The following is a 20671-nucleotide window of genomic DNA, read 5'->3' as shown; positions in this document are numbered from 1 at the left end:
TGAGAGATAAAAGGGAAAATTGTCCGTTTTCATTTCTTAAGTTTTTCTTAAGATACTTTTCTTATCATTGCGAACAATATTAATTTTGTAGTTTTCCGGAGCGATTACTCATGACCAAAAAACAGGTTCTCTCATTTATTGTCTTGGCCGCCCTCGGCATCGGCGCCTATAGTTATTTCGGCAATTCCAACCACAATAACATCACCTATCTGACCGAAACCGTACAACGCAGTGATGTGCAGAAATCGGTAATTACCAGCGGTACGGTGCGCGCTTATAACCGAGTTGAAGTCGGTGCGCAGGTGTCGGGCAAAATCGAAAAAATTCACGTCACGCTAGGTCAGGCAGTTAAAACGGGCGATTTAATCGCGGAAATTGATTCCAAAACGCAAGTCAATAATTTAAATACCGCGCAGGCCTCTCTCGCCTCTTATCAGGCACAGCTAAAAGCCAAAAAAGTGGCTTATGAAGTGGCGAAATCGGCGTATAACCGCATGTCCGGTCTGTATGCCAAAAAATCCATCAGTTTGGATGAGCTGAATGAAGCCAAAGACACCCTTGCCAGCGCAGAAGCGGCGATTGAGGAAGTTCAAGCGTCGATCAAAACCGCTGAAATTGAAGTCAGCACCGCGCAGACCAATTTGGGCTATACCAAAATTCTGTCGCCGATTAACGGCACCATTATTTCCATTCCGGTTTCCGAGGGGCAAACCGTAAACGCCAATCAAACCACTCCGACCATTGTACAGGTAGCGGATTTAAGCAAAATTTTGATTAAACCGGAAATTTCCGAGGGCGATATTACCAAAGTGCAAGCTGGTATGCCGGTCGCCTTTACCACGCTGTCGGAACCGGATACCGTCTATAAATCAACCATTGCTTCGGTTGACCCGGCCATGACCACGCTGACCGACAACGAATATTCCGAAAGTGTCTCCGATACGGACGCGGTGTATTATTACGCCAATGTGGTAGTGGATAATCAGGATAACAAGTTGCGTATCGGCATGACGATCCAGAACACGATTACCATTGCCGATGCTAAAAACACGCTGGTGGTGCCGACCATGACGTTGCACAAACAAGGCGATAAAACCTATGTGAATGTGCTGAATGAGCATAATCAGGCGGAACGGCGCGAAGTCAGCACGGGGCTGAGTGATGATGTCAACACCCAGATTCTTTCCGGTTTACAGGAAGGCGAAAAAGTGATTTCCTCGCAGCTGGCCAGTGGCGAAACTGTCGGAAATTCCAACCGCGGTCCGAGAATGTTCTAAAAAGTGCGGTTAATTTTATGAATATTATTGAAATCAAAGCGATTAATAAATATTTCGGGGAAGGCGAAAACCGTACTCAGGTGTTAAAAGACATTAATCTTGAGATTGAAAAAGGAGATTTCATCGCCATTATCGGTCAATCCGGCTCCGGAAAATCGACCTTAATGAATATTATCGGTTGTTTGGACACCGCCACTTCCGGCTCATACAACATTGACGGCACGGAAGTCAGCCGCCTAAGCCGCGACGAGCTGTCCGACTTACGGCAAAAAAAATTCGGTTTTATCTTCCAGCGCTATAATCTGCTATCTACCTTAAGTGCGGTGGAAAATGTGGCGCTACCGGCCATTTATGCCGGTGTAGATCAACAAACCCGCCTGACACGTGCCGCACAATTGCTGGACAAACTGGGATTAGCCGATCGGCTGGCAAACAAACCGAATCAGCTTTCCGGCGGACAACAGCAACGGGTCAGTATCGCGCGTGCCCTGATGAACGGCGGCGATATTATTCTGGCGGACGAACCAACCGGCGCCTTGGACAGCAAAAGCGGCGAAACCGTGATGGAAATTCTTACTCAGTTGCACAGTGAGGGGCATACCATTATTTTGGTCACGCATGATAAGAATGTCGCTAATTTTGCCAATCGAATTATTGAAATCAAAGACGGACGCATTATTGAAGATACCCGTAAATCCGATGTCATTGCACAAAAAATCGATACGCCACGAGTCAGTAAAAGCTGTTTCAATTTCTATAAAGATCAGTTTATGGAATCTTTTAAAATGTCGGTCAATGCCATTATCGCGCATAAATTGCGTTCGTTGCTGACTATGTTGGGGATTATTATCGGCATTACTTCCGTCGTCTGCGTAGTGGCGCTAGGAAACGGTTCGCAGCAGAAAATTCTTGCCAATATCAACGCTATGGGCACCAATACCATGGATATTTATAACGGTACGGGATTCGGCGATCGGCGGGCGGATAAGAATCAGAATCTGACCGTTGCCGATTCCACTATTCTGGCCAAACAAAGCTATATCGTCAGCTCAACGCCGAACAGTGCCGTCAGCGGTACGCTAACCTACGGCAGCGAAAGTTTCACCGCACAGGTAAAAGGGGTCGGCGAACAATATTTCAATGTAAAAGGCTTAAGCCTGAAACAAGGCGAGCTGTTTAGTGCGCAGGATGTAAAACATAACGAACAGGTTGCGGTGATTGATGAAAACACATTAAAAGACGTGTTCGGCGGACAGAATCCGCTTGGCAAAATTCTGATGATGAACAAAAAACCGCTGAAAGTAATTGGCGTTGCCGCCACATCCAACAATATGGGAATGAACTCCACCACGCTGAATATTTATATTCCCTATACCACGGCGATGAATAAAATCTCCGGCAATCAGAAAATCGATTCCATTACGGTAAAAGTGCGTGATGATGTGAATTCTACAGTGGCGGAAAAAGATCTGACCAATTTGCTTACCGTGCGACACGGTAAAAAAGACTTTTTCGTGATGAATACGGATACCATCAAACAAACCATTGAAAGCACAACCAATACAATGAAACTGTTAATTTCCTGTATCGCAGTCATCTCGCTGATTGTCGGCGGCATCGGTGTGATGAATATCATGCTGGTTTCGGTTACCGAACGCACCAAAGAGATCGGCGTGCGCATGGCTATCGGCGCCAAACAATTCAATATATTGCAACAGTTTTTAATTGAAGCGGTGCTGATTTGTTTAATCGGCGGGATCACCGGCATCGTGCTGTCGATTCTGCTGGGTACGCTGTTTAATCTGTTTATGACCGATTTCACAATGATATTCTCCAGCTTTTCCATTGTGGCGGCGGTACTCTGCTCAACGCTAATCGGCGTGGTGTTCGGTTATATGCCAGCAAAAAATGCCTCGCAGTTAAACCCGATTACAGCGTTAGCGCAGGAATAGATTTTTTGATACAATTTTATTCACTCAAAAGTGCGGTAAAAATGACCGCACTTTACTCATTTCAAGGAAAATATCATGCTAAAACTTTCAAAAGTCGCCTTTGCCGTTACCCTATCGACGGCATTAATCGGTTGCGCGAATATCGATGATTCCTATAACGCGTCGCAATTAGATTTCCAACAATACGAAGAACTCACCAAACAATACAATATTCAGGAAAACTGGTGGACGCTATATAAGGATCCGCAGCTGAACCGTTTGGTGGAACAGGCGCTGGCGAATAATAAAGATTTAGCCAAAGCGGCAATTTCCGTCAACTCGGCGTTATATAACGCTAATCTGGTCGGTGCCGATTTAGTGCCGTCGTTCAGCGGCTCGACCACTTCAACGGCGCAAAAAAATATCAACAGCGGCGGCAATTCCACCATTAAACACAGCGGCGCGCTGGAAGTCAGTTATACGCTAGATCTATGGCGCCGTCTGGCGGATGCCGCCTCTGCGGCGGAATGGACTTATGCAGCTACTGCACAAGATCTGGAAAATACCCGAGTGTCGTTAATCAACTCCGTGATCGTCACTTATTATCAGCTCGCTTATCTAAATGACGCCATTGCGGTGACGAATCAGACTATCGATTATTACGCTCAAATCAACCGCATTATGCAAAACAAATTAACCCAAGGTGTAGCGGACAGCGCCAGTACCGATCAGGCACAACAATCGGTATTAACCGCGCGCAATACCTTAATCAGCTATCAGACGCAGAAAAAAACCGCGGAACAGACATTGCGTAACTTATTGAATCTAAAACCGAATGATGTGCTACAGGTGAATTATCCGCATATTCTGGATGTAAAAAATGTCGGCGTGAATTTAAACGTACCGCTTTCCACCATTGCCAACCGTCCTGACGTAAAAGGTTATCAATATCGCCTGAACAGTGCATTTAAAGACGCCAAAGCCATGCAGAAAAGTTGGTTCCCGACCATTACGCTGGGCGGCAGCTTAGGTTCCAGCGGCGATAAAGTCAGCAATGCGTTCGACACCCCGATTGCCGGCGGTACATTAGGCATCAGCCTACCGTTCTTAAGCTGGAATACGGTGAAATGGAACGTAAAAATTTCCGAAGCCGCTTATGAAACCGCGTTAGTGAATTTTGAACAGAGCATTACCAGCGCATTGAACGATGTTGACACCAACTATTTCGCCTACAATCAGGCACGTCAGAATCTGTCCAATTTACAGCAAACTCATGCCTATAACGTACGAATCACGCAATATTACAGAAACCGTTACAATGCCGGTATTTCTGAGTTAAAAGATTGGCTGAATGCCGCTAATACAGAAAAAAGTTCGCAACTTTCAATCCTGAATGCGAAATACAGTTTAATTCAAAGCGAAAATGCGGTTTACAGCGCAATGGGCGGATATTATTCAATAAAATAATCATTGCCGGGCAAGGGCTTACCTTGCCCATCCAAAATCCCCCCGATTCAAGCAAAGTATCGATATGCCCTCTTTTTTTATGGCATGAAAAAAGACAAGGTAACTAGCCCTGTCTTAAAAGGTATTGACTAAATAAAGGAAAATATAATTATTATTCTACGATAGGCACAATCTTGGTCGCATGAGAACCTTTGTCGCCGTGCACCGCTTCAAAATTCACTCTCTGACCGGCCTTTAGCGAACGGTAACCGTCCATTTCAATCACCGAATAGTGCGCAAAAATATCCGCATCGTTACCTTCTGCGGAAATAAAACCGAATCCTTTCGCATTATTAAACCATTTAACAACACCAACTTCCATAACATTGACCTCTAATATGGATTTAACGTCCTGAATAGACTATTTTATTACCTTGATAAAGCAAATTTGCTTTATCACCCGAATTTCCGAGCAGATATTCAATGAATTTCGACATTTTGGCAATAAAAAATAGTTTAAAATCAAACAGAGATCACAAAATTTCTTTATATATTCATTGCTTATACAATTCAGCAGTTAATTCGCTTGGAAAAATCACTCCACATTTTTCCGCACCGCATCCTGTTCGCCATATTGTTCGCGCAGCGCTTTTGCCACCATAGCAATGGCCTCGCCGCTGCTGATGCCCTGCTGCATCAGTTGTTGAATTCTTTCTACGGCACGCTGCTGCTGTTCGTGGGTGAGACCGAGTAATAAGTTATCCGACATATTTTTACCTTTATCAAGCCGAAAGAAACAAGTAATATACCAACAAAATAACGAAACACAATATAGCAGGAGTAACACAATGCCTTTTAACTTAAAAAACCGCCATTTATTGAGTCTGGTTAATCACACCCCGCGTGAAATCCGTTTTTTACTCGATCTCGCTCGTGATCTGAAACGCGCTAAATATGCAGGCACCGAACAGCAGCGTTTAAAAGGCAAAAATATCGCCCTGATTTTTGAAAAAACCTCAACTCGCACCCGTTGCGCTTTTGAAGTGGCGGCTTATGATCAAGGCGCGAATGTGACATATATTGATTCGGCATCGTCACAAATCGGACATAAAGAAAGTATGAAAGATACCGCCCGCGTTCTCGGACGCATGTATGACGCCATTGAATATCGCGGTTTCAAACAAAGCGTAGTGAACGAATTAGCGCAATATGCCGGAGTGCCGGTGTTTAACGGGCTGACCGACGAATTTCACCCTACCCAAATGCTGGCGGATGTGTTAACGATGCTCGAACATTCCAACAAACCGCTGAATGAAATCAGCTATGTTTATATCGGTGATGCACGCAATAATATGGGCAATTCTCTGCTGCTGATCGGCGCCAAACTCGGTATGGACGTCCGAATCTGCGCGCCGAAAGCCTTATTACCGGAAAGCGAACTGGTAGAAATGTGCCAGCAGATTGCTGCCACAACCGGCGCCCGCATTCTGGTTAGCGAAGATATTGATTCTGCGCTGAAAGGAGTCGATTTTGTCCATACGGATGTGTGGGTATCAATGGGTGAACCGCTGGAAGCATGGGGCGAACGCATTAAATTGCTGCTGCCTTACCAAGTAACACCGGCGTTAATGCAACATTCCGGCAATCCGAATGTGAAATTCATGCACTGTTTGCCAGCATTTCATAACTGCGAAACTGAAATCGGGCGCCAAATCGCTGCGCAATATCCGGAACTTGCCGACGGTATCGAAGTGACAGAAGCGGTGTTTGAATCGCCGATGAATATCGCCTTTGAACAGGCAGAAAACCGTATGCACACGATCAAAGCCGTAATGGTCGCCGCACTGGCTTAGCCGCCGCGCTCAATTAACGGGCGGTACAAAGCAAACCGCCCGTATTAATAACTTTTAGTAAAACACATAAAATTTTCACCGCACTTTTGTCTGGGTCGGCACGTTATGCTATTGGATTGTTCCAACCGAAACGCTCCAGCAACAGTTGCCATTGCCCATCTAACGGAGCGACAATGTCTAGGTCGGCATTTGTGACGGGGTGACGAAAACGCAGTCTATGCGCATGCAGCAACAAACGGTTTACTCCAACATTCGCCGCTAACGCCCGATTCTGATGCAAATCGCCATACTGGGTATCACCTACAATCGGATGAAAAAGATGCTTTAAGTGACGACGTAACTGATGTTTGCGACCGGTATGCGGAATTAATCTCAGCAACGAATAACGACTGGTTTGATAGCGCCCTGCCGAATAAGGCATTTCCACCGTGTTTAATCCCTCGTAATCCGTTACTGCTGGCTGCGCTTGCTTATCTTGCCGACCAAATTTATCGGCGATTTTATCTTCCCGCACGCTTAACGGATAATCCACCCGCCCTTGTCCCGCCAGATAACCGCGCACCACAGCCAAATAATGTTTTTCCACCTGTTTCAACTCGAATTGCTGACACAGCAAATGAGCGACGCGGCTGTTTAAGGCAAACAACAGCACGCCGGAGGTAGGACGGTCTAAACGATGAACGGGAAAAACATGACATCCGATCTGATCGCGCAACGTCTGCATGACAAACCGGGTTTCATGCCGGTCGAGCCAGCTGCGATGCACCAACATTCCTGCCGGTTTATTGACCGCTACGATATCATCGTCTTGATAAATGATCTGCAACGGCATCATCACTGATTCTTGCACAACTGCTCAATTGCGCTGATCGGACTTAATAACTCGTCCAGCCCGTCCAATTCTTTCAGTGCCTCTTCCACATAAGGCACCACGGCAATCTGCTGCGGCAACGGCATATCGCTTTCCAACAGCGCATACATGCGCGGAATAAAAACCCATTGCAACCATTCATGGGCTTCTAGAGTATCCAACGCAAAGGGTTGATTGCTTAAAAATGCGCTTTCCGGCGGCGCTACCGCCTGCCAAAGCTCCAGCTTTTGCATAACTTGTTGTAAATGTTGTAGGTGAATTTTGGTCTGCTGACGCATAATGTATCCTTAAAATCGGTGAAACTGTTTTACAGTTGCGTATTGTATGCAATTTGTCTATCTTAATCCATCAACCGGCACTCAACACCAACAAAAAGTGAGCAAATATGTATCTTATCGAAGCCTTTTTTACTCATCGCAGCAATCGACCGCATCCTATTGCCGATTTAAGTTATCTGGTTAATCAGATTATCGAACAATGGCGCTATAACGGGCAGATTATCGGGCGGGAAATTCCGCTGTTTGCCGCCGAATTGGAGGGCGAGCCGGGACTGGCGGTACGCGTGGTGTGCCCAGAGCAACAAAGCCTGCTGGCGGAATATAATAACACCGAAGTGGATAATGCCTTGGAAAAGGCGGAAAGTGCGGGACTTTTTTTGGACGGATTTCAAATTATCGCCGACGATCTGAATTCCGATACCACCCACAGCGGCGCCCATCCCGGCTGGCAAATACTGTATACCACTTATCTGCAATCCTGCTCACCGTTACACAGCGGCGAAGATTTTCTGCCGATCCCCTTGTATAAACAGCTGAAAAACGTACCGCACTTGAGCATGGACATCATTAAATGGCAGGAAAACTGGCAAGCCTGCGATCAGCTGCAAATGAACGGTGCGGTGCTGGAACGGCAGGCGTTGCGGGAAATTTCGGATATCGACAGCAATTTGTTCAAACACGGTTATTATCTAAGTCGCGATATTGAGCGCATCAGCGGCATTCCGACCTATTATTATCTGTATCGTCTCGGCGGAGACGATTTAGCCGGCGAACAACAACGCCGCTGCCCGCTGTGTCAACGCGAATGGGCGCTGCCCCGCCCGCTATTTGACTTGTTCTATTTTAAATGTGATCATTGTCGCATCGTATCGAATTTATCTTGGCACTGGCAATAAATTAAGGACAATAATCACCATGAATGACCATGACGCCAGCCTGAGCGCACTGAAACTCGGGCAGCAAACGGAATATGCCGCCGATTATGACCGCACTTTGCTGCAAAGCGTACCGCGCAGCTTAAATCGCAATGGGCTGGGTATCACCGCGCATCAACCTTTTACCTTCGGCGCAGACATCTGGACCGCCTATGAAGTGTCTTGGTTGAACCCGAAAGGGCTGCCGCAGGTTGCCATCGCCGAGGTGGAAATTGATTTTCGCAGCAAACATTTAATTGAATCAAAAAGTTTCAAACTCTATCTAAACAGCTTTAACCAAAGCAAATTCAACGATTTTGCTGCGGTCGAACAGACTATTCGACAGGATTTGACCCGTTGTGCCGACGGTGAAGTCAACGTGCGGTTAAATCCGCTGGCATATTATACCAACCAACCCATTACGGCGCTGGACGGCGATTGTATTGATCATCAAGATATCGAGATCAGCGACTATGATTTTAACCCGGCGCTGCTAGCCGGCTGTCGCGGTGAAACAATCATTGAAGAAACCTTGGTCAGCCACCTGCTAAAATCCAATTGTCTGATCACCAAACAACCGGACTGGGGCAGCATTCAGATTCGTTATGTCGGTGCTAAAATCGACCGCGAAAAATTGCTGCGCTATCTTGTCTCCTTCCGCCGGCACAACGAATTTCATGAACAATGTGTGGAACGCATTTTCTGCGATTTAATGCGCTTTGCACAACCGCAAAAACTCACCGTATATGCCCGCTATACCCGACGCGGCGGCTTGGATATTAATCCGTTTCGCTCAAACTTTGAACCCGTTCCGGCAAATTGCCGTTTAGCCAGACAATAAAAGGAGTTTGTATGACTGATATTCATTATGTCAATCCTAGAGGCAGTATGGATCAACTTTCCCATTTGGAAGTGGAACAATTGACGAAAAAAGCGCAAAGCGAGCTTTATACCCTGTATCGTAACTGCTCGCTGGCGGTGCTGAATTCCGGCGCCGTTACCGATGACAGCCGCGCGTTGCTGAACCGCTATCCGAATTTTGATATCAACCTGATTGCCAAAGAACGCGGGATCTCCCTTGAACTGCATAATCCGCCGCCCGATGCCTTTGTGGATGATCGCATTATCCGCAACATCCAATATCATCTGTTCGCCGTATTGCGCGATATTGTTTTTGTCAATGTGCTCAGCCAGCGTATTAACCCTTGTGACATTCAAGACAGCGCGCATATTACCAACCAGGTGTTTTCTATTCTACGGAATGCCAAAGCGCTGATCGTCGGCGAATTACCGAATCTGGTGGTGTGCTGGGGCGGTCATTCCATTAACCAAATTGAATATCAATACTGCCGAGCCGTCGGGCTGGAACTCGGGCACCGCGAGCTGAATATCGTGACCGGTTGCGGACCGGGCGTGATGGAAGCACCGATGAAAGGTGCGGCCATCGGACATTCCGATCAGCGTTATAAAAACAGCCGTTTCATCGGCATTACCGAACCGTCGATTATCGCCTCCGAACCGCCGAATCCGATCGTCAACGAACTGATTATCATGCCGGATATTGAAAAACGCCTGGAAGCCTTTGTGCGCATGGGACACGGCATTATTATCTTCCCGGGCGGCCCGGGCACGCTGGAGGAATTTCTCTATATTTTGGGAATTAAACTCAATCCGGCAAACCGCGCACAAAAATTGCCACTCATTCTGACCGGCCCGCAGGAAAGCGCCGACTATTTTGCCGCAATCGACCGTTTTATCGGCGAAACACTGGGAGAGGAAGCACAAGCTTTATATGAAATCATTATTAATGATCCGGTTGCCGTCGCGCGCCACATGAATGTGGCGATGCAAGAAGTACGCGATTTCCGCTATCAACAAAACGATTCCTACGGCTTTAACTGGACCTTGAAAATTGAACCGGAATTCCAAACCCCGTTTATTCCGACCCATGACAATATGGCCAATCTGGATCTGCATCTCAATCAGTCCAAGGTTTCTCTTGCGGCAAATCTGCGTCGGGTCTTTTCCGGCATCGTCGCTGGCAATATCAAACCGGAAGCGCAGGATAAAATTGCCGAACTGGGCAAATTCCGTTTGCACGGCGATCCGGAATTAATGCAAAAAGTCGATGATTTGCTGCAAGATTTCATTAAACAGGATCGCATGAAGCTGCCGGGCGGCGACGCTTACGAACCTTGTTATCAAATCGTCAAATAGACAATAGAAACGCTGTAATTGCCGAAAGTGATTGAGCATGCAGTATTAATGTAACGGCATGCTCAACGTTCCGGCCTATCGTTCACCGCTGACATCATTCCGCCTGCTTTTGCACAACCCAATAAATGCCCGCGACCATGCCACCAGAAAGCAATATCACCACAGCCGTGGCGTAAAAAATATTCCCGATACCCACCAACGGTGACACCAATGCGCCTAAAAAGAATGGAAAAAAGCCCAATAATGCCGAGGCACTGCCCGCATAACGGCGCTCGCTTTCCATCGCCAGTGCAGAAACTGTCGGTAACGTGAGACCGGTAAATAAAAGCAGCATAAAAAATCCTGCCTCGACCAGCCAGACATGAATCTGTAAATACAGCGCAACCGCTAGGTAGCCGGCGAACAGAACAATGCCGCCGGTACCAATTCGCAACGCACGGCTATTCGCCAGTTTACCGCCGATATTCGAACCGATGATTAATGCCGTTCCGTTTGCGGCAAAACATAAACTGAAAGCAAAGGCGCTCAGCGCATAAAAATTCTGGAAAATAAACGGCGACGCCGCGATATAAGCGAACATCCCCGCCAATGCAAAGGACTGCATTGCCACATAAGTCATAAAACGCCGGTTACACAGGATCGGCACGAATACTTTAAAGCTGGCAAACAACGTGGTCTGCAAGCGGGCGTCCGGCTTTAATGACTCGGTCAAACGCAGACACACCATAGATAAAATCACGCCAAGTGCGGTCAAAAAAATAAAAATTCCGCGCCAACTCATATATTCCAACAGCAAACTACCCAATACCGGCGAGATAATCGGTGCAATACCGTTGACGGTCATCAGCAAGCCAAAAAAGCGAGTCATTTCCCGTCCGCGATATAAATCCGTCGCCACCGCACGTGCAATCACCACACTACCTGCTGCAGACAATCCCTGTACGCTACGCAACAGAATAAAACTTTCGATATTCGGTGCGACAATCAAACTGCCGGTACTGACAATATATACTGCCAGAGACATCATCAGCGGCTTTTTACGCCCATATTTATCGCTGATCGGTCCCAGCAACAGCTGTCCGACCGCCAAACCAACCATGGCGGTAGTCAGACTCAGCTGGGTCATGGAAGTAGGCGTATTAAAAAACGCCGCCAACTGCGGCAATGCCGGCAAATAAAGATCGATCACAAAAGGTCCGAATGCCGATAAGATCCCCAATAACAGCACCAGAAATAATTTACTGTTTGTTTTGCTTCCCATTACTCATCCTAAAAACAATAATAAAGCATCATATTCGATATCTTCACATACACATAAAAAACGGCGCAAAATCAGACCGCACTTTGAATCGCCGCTAACACCCGTTTATCCGATACCGGATATTTGGTCCCCAGCTGTTGAGCAAATAGGCTAACGCGCAACTCTTCGATCATATAACGAATTTCCGCGACCTGCGGCGATATCGGTTTGGATTTCGGCAATTTGCCCAACAACTGTCGGTAAGCAGCGCTGACCTGCTCCACACGCAGCATGGCGGCGCGGTCGCGATTAATATCCTGCGCCAGCTTGTCAATACGTTTATCAATAGCCTGCAAATAACGCTGTATATCCGGCAGACGCGCATAACCGGATTTTTCTACAAAACCGGGATAAACTAATTCCGCCAGCTGAGATTTAATATCCGACAACGCAAACGCCAGCGTGAAATCCATTTTGCCTTTCAGCCGTTTGTTGATTGCAAAGGTTAGCGTCAGCAGTTTTTCCACCTGCTGCGCTACATCGACAGTCACCTCATTCAGATTCTCACGCACGGCATCACGCAGCTTGTCAAAATCGGCTTCCTGCCAAACCACACCGCCAAAATCAGTAATCAGCTTATCCGTCGCACAGGCAATGCAGTCGTCAATCAATGCGGTAACATTGCCGAACGGGGCAAAATATAAACCGAGTTTGGATTTATTCGGCAGTTTTTCATGCAGATACTTAATCGGCGAAGGCACATTCAGCAACAACAAACGACGCAGTCCCTGCCGCATCGCCACCGCTTGTTCGTATTCGGTTTCAAATAATCGAATTCCCACCGCAGTTTTCTCATCCACAATGGCGGGAAAGGCTTTCAGAGTAAAACCGTGTTTTTTCTGCTCGTAACTCTGCGGCAGTGTGGCAAAGTTCCACACATGAATACCGCTTTGCTCAATGCCATCGTCCGCCACCGCGGCGATACTTTCCTGTACTTGCGCTTTAAGGCGAAATTTCAAGCTGTCCAAATCCATGCTTTCCGCGATTTTTTTGCCTTTCTCGTCGATAACCCGGAACGTCATTCGCAAGTGCGGTGCGATTTGGTCGAGATTCCATTGCTTGGCTTCTACGCTAACGCCGGTCATGCGGCGTAGTTCCTCACTTAAGGTCTGCGCTAACGGTTTGTTGAAATCAGTGACGCGCCCTAACAACGCCTCGGCATAATTCGGCGCTGGCACAAAATGTCGGCGCAGCGATTTCGGCAGCGATTTAATCAACGCAACGATTAGTTCGCGGCGCAAACCGGGAATCTGCCAGTCAAACCCGCTCATTTCCACCTGATTTAGCAACGGCAGCGGAATATGCACGGTAACACCGTCGGCGTCGGTGCCGGGTTCAAACTGATAACTCAGTTTCAGCTTCAGATTCCCTTGCTGCCACCAGTTAGGAAAATCCAGTTGGCTGACCCGTTCGGCGTCTTCATTAATCAAAAAGGATTTTTCAAAATTCAGCAATTCCGGATCCTTTTGCCGCGCTTTTTTCCACCAGCTGTCAAAATGCTTCTGCGAAACCACCTCGGCGCCAATGCGCTGATCATAAAAATCGAACAACGCCTGTTCGTCCACCAAAATATCGCGCCGCCGGCTTTTATGCTCCAGCTCCTCCACTTCGCGGATCAGTTTCCGATTTTGCGCAAAAAACGCATGTTTACAATGCCAGTTACCCTCTACCAACGCGGATTGAATAAAGATCTCGCGGCTGAGCACAGGATCAATCGCACCATAATTGACCGCTCTGCCCGCTACAATCGGAATGCCGTACAAACTGACTTTTTCATCCGCCAGCACCGCGCCCTGCGATTTCGACCAGCGCGGTTCGGCATAGGATTTTTTCACTAAATGCGCTGCCAACGGCTCAATCCATTCGGGATCGATTTCTGCCACCATGCGCCCCCACAGCTTAGAGGTTTCCACCAGTTCCGCCGCCATGCACCATTTCGGCTGCGGCTTAAATAAAACAGAATTCGGGAAAATCGCAAAATGCGCATTTCTGGCACCGAGATATTGATGCTTTTCCGCCACTTTCATTCCGATGTGAGACAGCAGCCCGCTTAAAAGTGCGGTGTGAATTTGCGGGTATTCCGCCGGCGCGGAATTGATCGGCAATCCCATTTCTCGTACGGTCTGGCGGATTTGCTGATAAATATCCTGCCATTCGCGCACGCGCAGATAATTCAGATATTCCTTTTGGCATAAGCGACGAAACTGATTCTTCGTCAGAATTTTTTGCTGTTCCTGAAGATAGCGCCACAAATTGAGAAAAGCCAGAAAGTCGGATTTTTTATCGACAAAACGGCGATGTTTGTCATCGGCGGCTTGCTGTTTGTCCTGCGGTCGTTCGCGCGGATCCTGAATGGATAATGCCGCAACAATAATCATCACTTCCCGAACACAGCCAAAATCCACCGCACTTAACAACATTTTCGCCAACCGAGGATCAACCGGCAACTGCGCAAGCCGACGCCCGACCACGGTCAGCCTGCGCTGTTTTTTGTGCCATTCAAAAGCGCCCAGCTCTTCCAGCAATTTAATGCCGTCTTGAATATGCCGTCTGTCCGGCGCATCCACAAAGGGGAAAGCCTCAATCTCATCCAATCCCAGTGCGGTCATTTGCAAAATCACCGACGCCAAATTAGTGCGTAGAATTTCAGGATCGGTAAACGGCGGGCGATTATTGAAATCCTCTTCCGTATACAGACGAATACAAATCCCCTCACTGACCCGCCCGCAGCGCCCTTTACGCTGATTGGCAGACGCCTGCGAAATAGGTTCAATCGGCAAACGCTGCACTTTGGTGCGGTAACTGTAGCGGGAAATCCGCGCCGTGCCCGGGTCAATCACGTATTTAATGCCCGGAACGGTCAACGAAGTTTCTGCCACATTGGTTGCTAATACAATGCGGTTCAGTCCACTCGGATGAAAGATTTTATTCTGTTCCTGCGCTGACAAACGGGCAAACAGCGGCAAAATTTCCGTATAACGCAACTGTTGTTTTTCCAGTGCCTCGGCGGTATCACGAATTTCACGTTCACCGTTAAGAAAAATCAGAATATCGCCGCGCCCCTGTGCCTGTAGTTCGTCCACGGCGGTTAAAATCCCTTGCAATTGATCCTGCTCGCCGTCTTCTACAAGCGGACGATAGCGTACTTCCACCGGAAAAGTACGCCCAGACACTTCGATAATCGGCGCATTGTTGAAATGGCGAGAGAACCGTTCCACATCAATGGTCGCCGAGGTGATAATCACTTTCAGATCGGGACGGCGTGGCAATAATTGTTTCAGATAGCCGAGAATAAAATCGTTATTTAGGCTGCGTTCATGGGCTTCATCGATAATCAACGTATCATATTGATTAAGATAGCGATCGCTTTGAATTTCCGCCAACAGAATACCGTCGGTCATTAACTTAATTTGAGTCTCTTCGCTGATTTGATCATTAAAACGGACTTTGTAGCCCACCAGCGAACCGAGTTCACATTTCAGCTCTTCGGCAATGCGTGCCGCCACCGAACGCGCGGCGATACGGCGCGGCTGGGTATGCCCGATCAAACCTTTTTGCCCCAAGCCGAGCGCCAGGCACATCTTCGGCAGTTGAGTGGTTTTGCCCGAACCGGTCTCGCCGGCAACAATGATCACTTGATGCTCGGCAATTAAGCGCTGAATTTCTTCTTTACGCTGGCTGACCGGTAAATTGTCCGGAAAAACAAGCGGATTTTGCACCGCACTTTTACGCCGCCGTAGCCGTGCTTGTGCTGCCTCAATCTGCTGCTGGATCTCCACGCCAACCGCTGCGCGCGCCGCATCGGTTTTAATGCGAGAAAGCCCTTTAATCCGCGCGCTTAATCGGCGCTGATCGACGGTCATCATTTCAGTCAGCAGAGGAAAGAGGCGTTGTTGTAATGGTGAGAATTCGTTGTTGTTTACTGCGTTTTTCATTCTGTTAATCGATTATTTTTGAGACTTCCGTAAGCCAGTAGCAGCCATCCGAGTAAAAATAGCAAACCGCCGAGCGGTGTCAACCAAGCCATAAAGCGAGCGGCACCGAACGCCAGCGCATATAAACTGCCGCAAAACAGCAGCATCCCCAATGTCCAGAATGCTGCGATAACATCCGTTAAACGAGCCGCGGCAAATTTAGGATGACAAAGCTGTAGCAACGCCACCGCCATAAGCGCCAGACTGTGCACCCATTGATATTGCAAAGCGGTATCGATCCAATCCAGCGCTTGCGCTGGCAAGACGTTTGCCAATCCGTGTGCGGCAAAAGCCCCGAAGGCAACAGAAAACGCGCCACTGAGTGCGGCGATAAGCAACCATTTGTTCTTCACTTTAAGCTTTTCCCAGCAGTAGAGATAAAATACCCGCCGCAATCAACGGTCCAACCGGCACACCGCCGAAAAATGCGACGCCCAAAATGGTGCCGACCAAAAGCCCGGTGAGCAAAATAGGATTAACGCCCATAAAACTCACACCGCGCCCACTCAGCCATGCCACCAATATGCCGACGGCAACTGCCAAAAACATTTTCCAATGCACAAAAGCAGCCCAGCCGGGCAGCTGAATTTTGCCGGAAATAATCGGGCTTAGCACGCCGATCGTCAGAATAATAATGCCGATATTCAAGCCGTTTTTTTCCATAAACGGAATGTATTTAACCAGAAAAGTCTGCTGCATCAATAACAATACAGTAGCGGAAATAGTAATGGAATTATTATTGCCCAGCACCCCGAGCAAAATCAGCACGACCAGCAATAATGCGATGGAATTAAATTGTAATGACATACAATGAACACCTTGAAATTCTGTGAAAAAACCGACCGCACTTTTAAAGGCAGGTAAAGTGCGGTCTAAATCTGCGAAATTATAACAATTTTTACCCGCCTCTGCGGTTTTATTTTCATTTTGGTGCAAAAAAGTATAGTATGAATCCCATTCCGACAAGCCATTCACTTTTTTATGGAAATTGCACTACTTCTGGCGACAAAAATTACCGAGCTCACTCTGGCAGTATTAATGGGCTATGCGCTGGTAAAATCCAAAGTCCTTAGTTCCAAAGACAGCTACCCGTTGTCGGTAGTCGGCTTGTATATCATCAGCCCCGCAGTGATGATCAATGCCTTTCAAATCAGCTATACGCCAGCAATTTTAAACGGTTTGTTACTGTCACTGGGCATGGCGGTGGTCTTGCATGCCATTCTGATTACGCTCGGCAAGCTGTTTAAACGGTTGTTTAAACTGGATCCGCTGGAGCAAGCCGCCGCCATTTATTCCAATTCGGGCAATCTGATTATTCCGCTGGTCGCGTCGTTGTTCGGGCAAGAGTGGGTAATTTATGCCAGCTGTTTTATTGTGGTGCAGACATTTTTATTCTGGACGCACTGCCGTATCCTACTGTGCGGCAAATCTAATCTGAGTCTGAAAATGGTGTGTAAAAATGTCAATATTCTGTCTATTTTTATTGGCGTCACCTTATTCGCCTTTCAGATTAAACTGCCGGGAATTATCACCGGTACGCTGTCCGCCGTCGGGGCAATGATTGGACCGAATGCGATGATTATCGCCGGTATGTTGATTGCCGCCATTCCATTGCGTACCATTTTTTCGTCAAAACGTATTTATTTAGTCACCTTTTTACGCTTGATTCTAGTACCGCTTTGTCTGCTGTTACTGATTAAACTGAGCGGCGTATCACGCTGGGTGGAAAACGGTGAGACCATTGCGATGATAAGTTTTCTTGCCACCACCAGCCCGGCGGCGGCAACAGTGACGCAAATGGCGCTGATTTTCAATAAAAACGCCGCTAAAGCCAGTGCAATTTACGGAGTCACTACACTACTGTGTGTGATTAGCATGCCGTTGATTATTGCGCTGTATCAATTCATCTAAAAAAGAGCGAGGAATTTCGCTCTTTTCGCGACGGAACTTTTCTGCATTGAAACTTATTCATCAACCTTAAATTTCAACAATCGATTGGCATTAGTTGCCACGGTAATGGAAGAAAACGCCATAGCAGCGCCGCCAACCATAGGATTGAGCAAAATGCCAGCAAGCGGATACAATACGCCAGCAGCAATCGGAATGCCCAGCACGTTATACACAAAAGCACCGAACAGATTCTGTTTCATATTGCGCAAAATCCCTTTCGACAGAATTAACCCGTCCGCCACCGCGCTGATACTGTGGCGCATTAAAGTCAGTTCCGCCGTTTCAATAGCAATATCACTGCCGCTGCCCATGGCAATACTGACATCAGCCTGTGCCAAAGCGGGCGCATCATTAATCCCATCGCCGACCATCACCACATTATAGCCCTGCTGTTGCAAGCGTTGAATGGCTTCCGCCTTGCCTTGCGGCAGTACACCTGCGATCACCTGATCAATGCCCGCTTCTTTGGCGATTGCCTGTGCGGTCTTTTCCTGATCACCGGTCAGCATAATCAAACGATAGCCCTGTTTATGCAGGCGCCGCAACGCATGAACGCTATCTTCGCGTAGCGGATCGCGGATGGCAAAAACTGCCGCCAGCTGTTGATCCGCCGCCAAATAAACCACTGTTGCGCCTTGTGCGCTCTCAGCTTCTGCAAATTCGGCGGCAGCGCTAATATCAATGTGTTGCTGCTGCATTAAAGTGCGGTTACCCAGCAATACGTTTTTGCCATCAATATCACCGCTGACGCCTAACCCTTTTAAGGTGTTGAAGCGGCTTGGATTTTGCAGCCGTAGTTGCTTTTCCTGCGCCAGTGTCAGAACCGCTTTCGCCAGCGGATGCCCTGCGCCTTGCTCTAATCCTGCGGCAAGTGCGCTCACCTGCACTTCACTAAATCCGTTAAAGCACTGCAAGCCGGTGACGCGCGGTTCACCTTTAGTTAAAGTTCCGGTTTTATCAAAAACTACCGTATCGGCAGAGGCGGCTTTTTGTAACGCGTCGGCGTCACGCACCAGTACGCCAAGCTCCGCCGCCCGCCCGACACCGGCGATAATCGACATTGGCGTCGCCAAACCTAATGCACACGGACAGGCGATAATCAATACAGTGGTAAAAATCACCAAGGCATAAGACAATTGCGGTTGCGGACCGATCCAATACCAAATGAGCGCGGCAATCAGCGCAATTGCGATAACGACCGGCACAAACACGGCGGCAACTTTGTCGGCTATCTGCCCGATTTGCGGTTTACTACTTTGCGCCTGACGCACCAGTCTGATGATATTTGCCAGCGTGGTTTGGCTGCCGATTTGTTCGGCACGGAATAACAGGGTACCGTCCGTTACCGTGGTACCGGCACTGACTTTATCGCCCGCTTGTTTTTCCACCGCTAAAGGTTCGCCGGTCAGCATACTTTCATCCAGCCAGCCGGAACCCTGCTCGATAATGCCGTCCACCGAGACCCGATCACCGGTTTGCAAACGCAGAATCATCCCTTTTTGCACCTGTTGCAGCGGAATATCCCGCTCGCCCAGCTCATCCACCACTTTCGCCGTCGGCGGCGTTAAATCCAGCAGACGTTCCAATGCGCTGGAAGAACGCTGTTTGGCTTTGGCTTCCAGCATTTTACCGATATTGATTAAGCCGATAATCATCGCGCTGGATTCAAAATACAGATGCCGTGAACTTGCTGGGAAAAATGTCGGATACAAGCAAACGAACATGGAATATAACCACGCAGTTCCCGTGCCTAACGCCACTAGCGTATCCATCGTCGCACTGCCTTTACGCAGATTTTGCCAGGCATTCCGGTAAAAATGTCCGCCGGTCAACACCATGACCGCCAAGGTTAATAGCCCCAACCAAAGCCAGTGAAAATGATTTTGTTCGGTCACCGCCATATCCCCGAACAAGCCCCACAAGGCTAATCCAAAACCGACGATCAGCGCGGCAATCCCCTGCCATTTCCGTCGAGAAATCTCACGCCGGATCTGGATTTGCTGCTTTTCGCGGCGGATCTGCTCATCTTCAATAAGCTCCGCGCCGTAACCCGCCTCGGTTACCGCATCAATCAGCGAGCTCGGCTGCGCCTGTCCGAAGACCAGTGCAGTTCGTTCCGCCAGATTAACCTGCGCATGATCGACACCCGGCACCGCTTGCAACGCTTTCTGCACTTTCAGCACACAAGCGGCACAGCTTAATCCGTCAAGCAATAATGTAACCTGCTCCCCATGATCTTCCGCTGCCACTGGATCGGAATTGACCACCGTTTCGGTAGTCTTTTCGGGCAGCGAAGCTACTTTGCCGCGTTTGCCAATGACGCCTTATAACCCGCATCAATCACCGCATTAATCAGCACTTGCGGGTCAACATCACCGACCACGGTCGCACGTTCTAAGGTTACTTCCGCACTTTTTACGCCGTCAATCGCTTGTAAGGCTTTAGTCACCGATTTCACACAATGCTGACAGGATAATTCACTTAATGCTAAAACTGTTGTTGTCATTTCTGTTCTCCTTAAATGAGTTAACTGGGATCAATTTTCGCTGCGTAGCATAAAGCTTGACCTTAGGTTAAGGTCAAGCGGTATTTAACGAAAAATATACATTTAACGGATATTATCTGCAAAATTGCGATAACGAACGCCGCAGCACTGCGTT

At 48.0% G+C, this 20671-nt stretch carries 18 protein-coding genes; 8 read left to right on the top strand and 10 right to left on the bottom strand.

The window, feature by feature from the left end; translation table 11 throughout:
* The first annotated feature begins 110 nt into the window (after nt 1-110).
* From BN3349_RS05510 to tdeA, 3 genes are all read left to right on the top strand, one after another.
* Entirely contained in the window at nt 111-1277 is a 1167-nt protein-coding gene (locus tag BN3349_RS05510) for an efflux RND transporter periplasmic adaptor subunit (protein WP_040976344.1), read from the top strand.
* Nucleotides 1278-1294: 17 nt separating this feature from the next.
* Nucleotides 1295-3229: a MacB family efflux pump subunit gene (locus tag BN3349_RS05505; RefSeq protein WP_040976343.1), complete on the top strand. Its 1935-nt coding sequence runs from the start codon at nt 1295-1297 to the stop codon at nt 3227-3229.
* Nucleotides 3230-3304: 75 nt separating this feature from the next.
* On the top strand, nt 3305-4675 hold the full coding sequence (gene tdeA, locus BN3349_RS05500; RefSeq protein ID WP_040976342.1) for a toxin/drug exporter TdeA: 1371 nt from the start codon (nt 3305-3307) through the stop codon (nt 4673-4675).
* A gap of 151 nt (nt 4676-4826) precedes the next feature.
* On the opposite strand, the gene cspD is transcribed toward tdeA, so the two are convergent.
* The gene (gene cspD, locus BN3349_RS05495) at nt 4827-5036 is read right to left on the bottom strand and encodes a cold shock domain-containing protein CspD (RefSeq protein ID WP_040976341.1); all 210 of its coding nucleotides are present in this window, start codon (nt 5034-5036) and stop codon (nt 4827-4829) included.
* Nucleotides 5037-5249: 213 nt separating this feature from the next.
* Nucleotides 5250-5423 carry a YoaH family protein gene (locus tag BN3349_RS05490; RefSeq protein ID WP_082024880.1) on the bottom strand — a complete coding sequence of 58 codons (174 nt, stop codon included), beginning with the start codon at nt 5421-5423 and terminating at the stop codon, nt 5250-5252.
* Nucleotides 5424-5502: 79 nt separating this feature from the next.
* Between BN3349_RS05490 and BN3349_RS05485 the strand changes: the two genes are divergently transcribed.
* Nucleotides 5503-6507, top strand: a complete 1005-nt coding sequence (locus BN3349_RS05485) for an ornithine carbamoyltransferase (protein WP_040976340.1) — start codon at nt 5503-5505, stop codon at nt 6505-6507.
* A 103-nt stretch (nt 6508-6610) separates the two neighbouring features.
* On the opposite strand, the gene truC is transcribed toward BN3349_RS05485, so the two are convergent.
* On the bottom strand, nt 6611-7339 hold the full coding sequence (gene truC / locus BN3349_RS05480) for a tRNA pseudouridine(65) synthase TruC (RefSeq protein ID WP_040976508.1): 729 nt from the start codon (nt 7337-7339) through the stop codon (nt 6611-6613).
* Nucleotides 7340-7341: 2 nt separating this feature from the next.
* Complete coding sequence (locus BN3349_RS05475; protein ID WP_040976339.1) at nt 7342-7656, bottom strand: YqcC family protein; 315 nt, start codon at nt 7654-7656, stop codon at nt 7342-7344.
* Between the two features lie 107 nt (nt 7657-7763).
* On the opposite strand from BN3349_RS05475, the gene BN3349_RS05470 reads away from it, so the two are divergent.
* The 3 genes from BN3349_RS05470 to ppnN are packed head-to-tail and all read left to right on the top strand — an operon-like array spanning nt 7764 to nt 10787.
* Nucleotides 7764-8552, top strand: a complete 789-nt coding sequence (locus tag BN3349_RS05470) for a Zn-ribbon-containing protein (RefSeq protein WP_040976338.1) — start codon at nt 7764-7766, stop codon at nt 8550-8552.
* A 19-nt stretch (nt 8553-8571) separates the two neighbouring features.
* Nucleotides 8572-9411 carry an NADPH-dependent 7-cyano-7-deazaguanine reductase QueF gene (gene queF, locus BN3349_RS05465; RefSeq protein WP_040976337.1) on the top strand — a complete coding sequence of 280 codons (840 nt, stop codon included), beginning with the start codon at nt 8572-8574 and terminating at the stop codon, nt 9409-9411.
* 11 nt (nt 9412-9422) lie between these two features.
* Nucleotides 9423-10787, top strand: a complete 1365-nt coding sequence (gene ppnN, locus BN3349_RS05460; RefSeq protein WP_040976336.1) for a nucleotide 5'-monophosphate nucleosidase PpnN — start codon at nt 9423-9425, stop codon at nt 10785-10787.
* A 94-nt stretch (nt 10788-10881) separates the two neighbouring features.
* Here ppnN and BN3349_RS05455 read toward each other — a convergent pair whose 3' ends face one another.
* The 4 genes from BN3349_RS05455 to BN3349_RS05440 all read right to left on the bottom strand — a co-directional run bounded on the left by BN3349_RS05455 (nt 10882) and on the right by BN3349_RS05440 (nt 16868).
* Nucleotides 10882-12048, bottom strand: a complete 1167-nt coding sequence (locus BN3349_RS05455; RefSeq protein WP_040976335.1) for a multidrug effflux MFS transporter — start codon at nt 12046-12048, stop codon at nt 10882-10884.
* Between the two features lie 71 nt (nt 12049-12119).
* A complete protein-coding gene (gene hrpA, locus BN3349_RS05450) occupies nt 12120-16022 on the bottom strand; it encodes an ATP-dependent RNA helicase HrpA (protein WP_040976334.1) in 3903 nt (1300 codons plus the stop codon).
* On the bottom strand, nt 16019-16414 hold the full coding sequence (locus BN3349_RS05445) for a DUF423 domain-containing protein (protein ID WP_040976333.1): 396 nt from the start codon (nt 16412-16414) through the stop codon (nt 16019-16021). Before BN3349_RS05445 ends, hrpA begins: the two co-directional genes overlap by 4 nt.
* Nucleotide 16415: 1 nt before the next feature.
* The gene (locus tag BN3349_RS05440) at nt 16416-16868 is read right to left on the bottom strand and encodes a DUF441 domain-containing protein (RefSeq protein ID WP_040976507.1); all 453 of its coding nucleotides are present in this window, start codon (nt 16866-16868) and stop codon (nt 16416-16418) included.
* Nucleotides 16869-17042: 174 nt separating this feature from the next.
* Between BN3349_RS05440 and BN3349_RS05435 the strand changes: the two genes are divergently transcribed.
* Complete coding sequence (locus BN3349_RS05435) at nt 17043-17972, top strand: AEC family transporter (protein WP_040976332.1); 930 nt, start codon at nt 17043-17045, stop codon at nt 17970-17972.
* 53 nt (nt 17973-18025) lie between these two features.
* On the opposite strand, the gene BN3349_RS05430 is transcribed toward BN3349_RS05435, so the two are convergent.
* Both BN3349_RS05430 and BN3349_RS05425 read right to left on the bottom strand, forming a co-directional pair.
* Nucleotides 18026-20260: a copper-translocating P-type ATPase gene (locus tag BN3349_RS05430; RefSeq protein WP_245853746.1), complete on the bottom strand. Its 2235-nt coding sequence runs from the start codon at nt 20258-20260 to the stop codon at nt 18026-18028.
* 47 nt (nt 20261-20307) lie between these two features.
* Nucleotides 20308-20517, bottom strand: coding sequence for a cation transporter (locus tag BN3349_RS05425; RefSeq protein ID WP_032108942.1), 210 nt, complete (start codon nt 20515-20517; stop codon nt 20308-20310).
* Nucleotides 20518-20671 lie beyond the last annotated feature (154 nt).

It is taken from the genome of Necropsobacter massiliensis (genome assembly GCF_000827595.2).
GTDB lineage: Bacteria > Pseudomonadota > Gammaproteobacteria > Enterobacterales > Pasteurellaceae > Necropsobacter > Necropsobacter massiliensis.
This window is presented reverse-complemented; position numbering and strand designations above follow the sequence as displayed.

What these genes read in the sequence shown, in the direction of transcription:
- BN3349_RS05510 (WP_040976344.1), top strand. Translation starts at nt 111, where the DNA reads ATGACCAAAAAACAGGTTCTCTCATTTATTGTCTTGGCCGCCCTCGGC.
- BN3349_RS05505 (WP_040976343.1), top strand. Translation starts at nt 1,295, where the DNA reads ATGAATATTATTGAAATCAAAGCGATTAATAAATATTTCGGGGAAGGC.
- tdeA (WP_040976342.1), top strand. Translation starts at nt 3,305, where the DNA reads ATGCTAAAACTTTCAAAAGTCGCCTTTGCCGTTACCCTATCGACGGCA.
- cspD (WP_040976341.1), bottom strand. Translation starts at nt 5,036, where the DNA reads ATGGAAGTTGGTGTTGTTAAATGGTTTAATAATGCGAAAGGATTCGGT.
- BN3349_RS05490 (WP_082024880.1), bottom strand. Translation starts at nt 5,423, where the DNA reads ATGTCGGATAACTTATTACTCGGTCTCACCCACGAACAGCAGCAGCGT.
- BN3349_RS05485 (WP_040976340.1), top strand. Translation starts at nt 5,503, where the DNA reads ATGCCTTTTAACTTAAAAAACCGCCATTTATTGAGTCTGGTTAATCAC.
- truC (WP_040976508.1), bottom strand. Translation starts at nt 7,339, where the DNA reads ATGCCGTTGCAGATCATTTATCAAGACGATGATATCGTAGCGGTCAAT.
- BN3349_RS05475 (WP_040976339.1), bottom strand. Translation starts at nt 7,656, where the DNA reads ATGCGTCAGCAGACCAAAATTCACCTACAACATTTACAACAAGTTATG.
- BN3349_RS05470 (WP_040976338.1), top strand. Translation starts at nt 7,764, where the DNA reads ATGTATCTTATCGAAGCCTTTTTTACTCATCGCAGCAATCGACCGCAT.
- queF (WP_040976337.1), top strand. Translation starts at nt 8,572, where the DNA reads ATGAATGACCATGACGCCAGCCTGAGCGCACTGAAACTCGGGCAGCAA.
- ppnN (WP_040976336.1), top strand. Translation starts at nt 9,423, where the DNA reads ATGACTGATATTCATTATGTCAATCCTAGAGGCAGTATGGATCAACTT.
- BN3349_RS05455 (WP_040976335.1), bottom strand. Translation starts at nt 12,048, where the DNA reads ATGGGAAGCAAAACAAACAGTAAATTATTTCTGGTGCTGTTATTGGGG.
- hrpA (WP_040976334.1), bottom strand. Translation starts at nt 16,022, where the DNA reads ATGAAAAACGCAGTAAACAACAACGAATTCTCACCATTACAACAACGC.
- BN3349_RS05440 (WP_040976507.1), bottom strand. Translation starts at nt 16,868, where the DNA reads ATGTCATTACAATTTAATTCCATCGCATTATTGCTGGTCGTGCTGATT.
- BN3349_RS05435 (WP_040976332.1), top strand. Translation starts at nt 17,043, where the DNA reads ATGGAAATTGCACTACTTCTGGCGACAAAAATTACCGAGCTCACTCTG.
- BN3349_RS05425 (WP_032108942.1), bottom strand. Translation starts at nt 20,517, where the DNA reads ATGACAACAACAGTTTTAGCATTAAGTGAATTATCCTGTCAGCATTGT.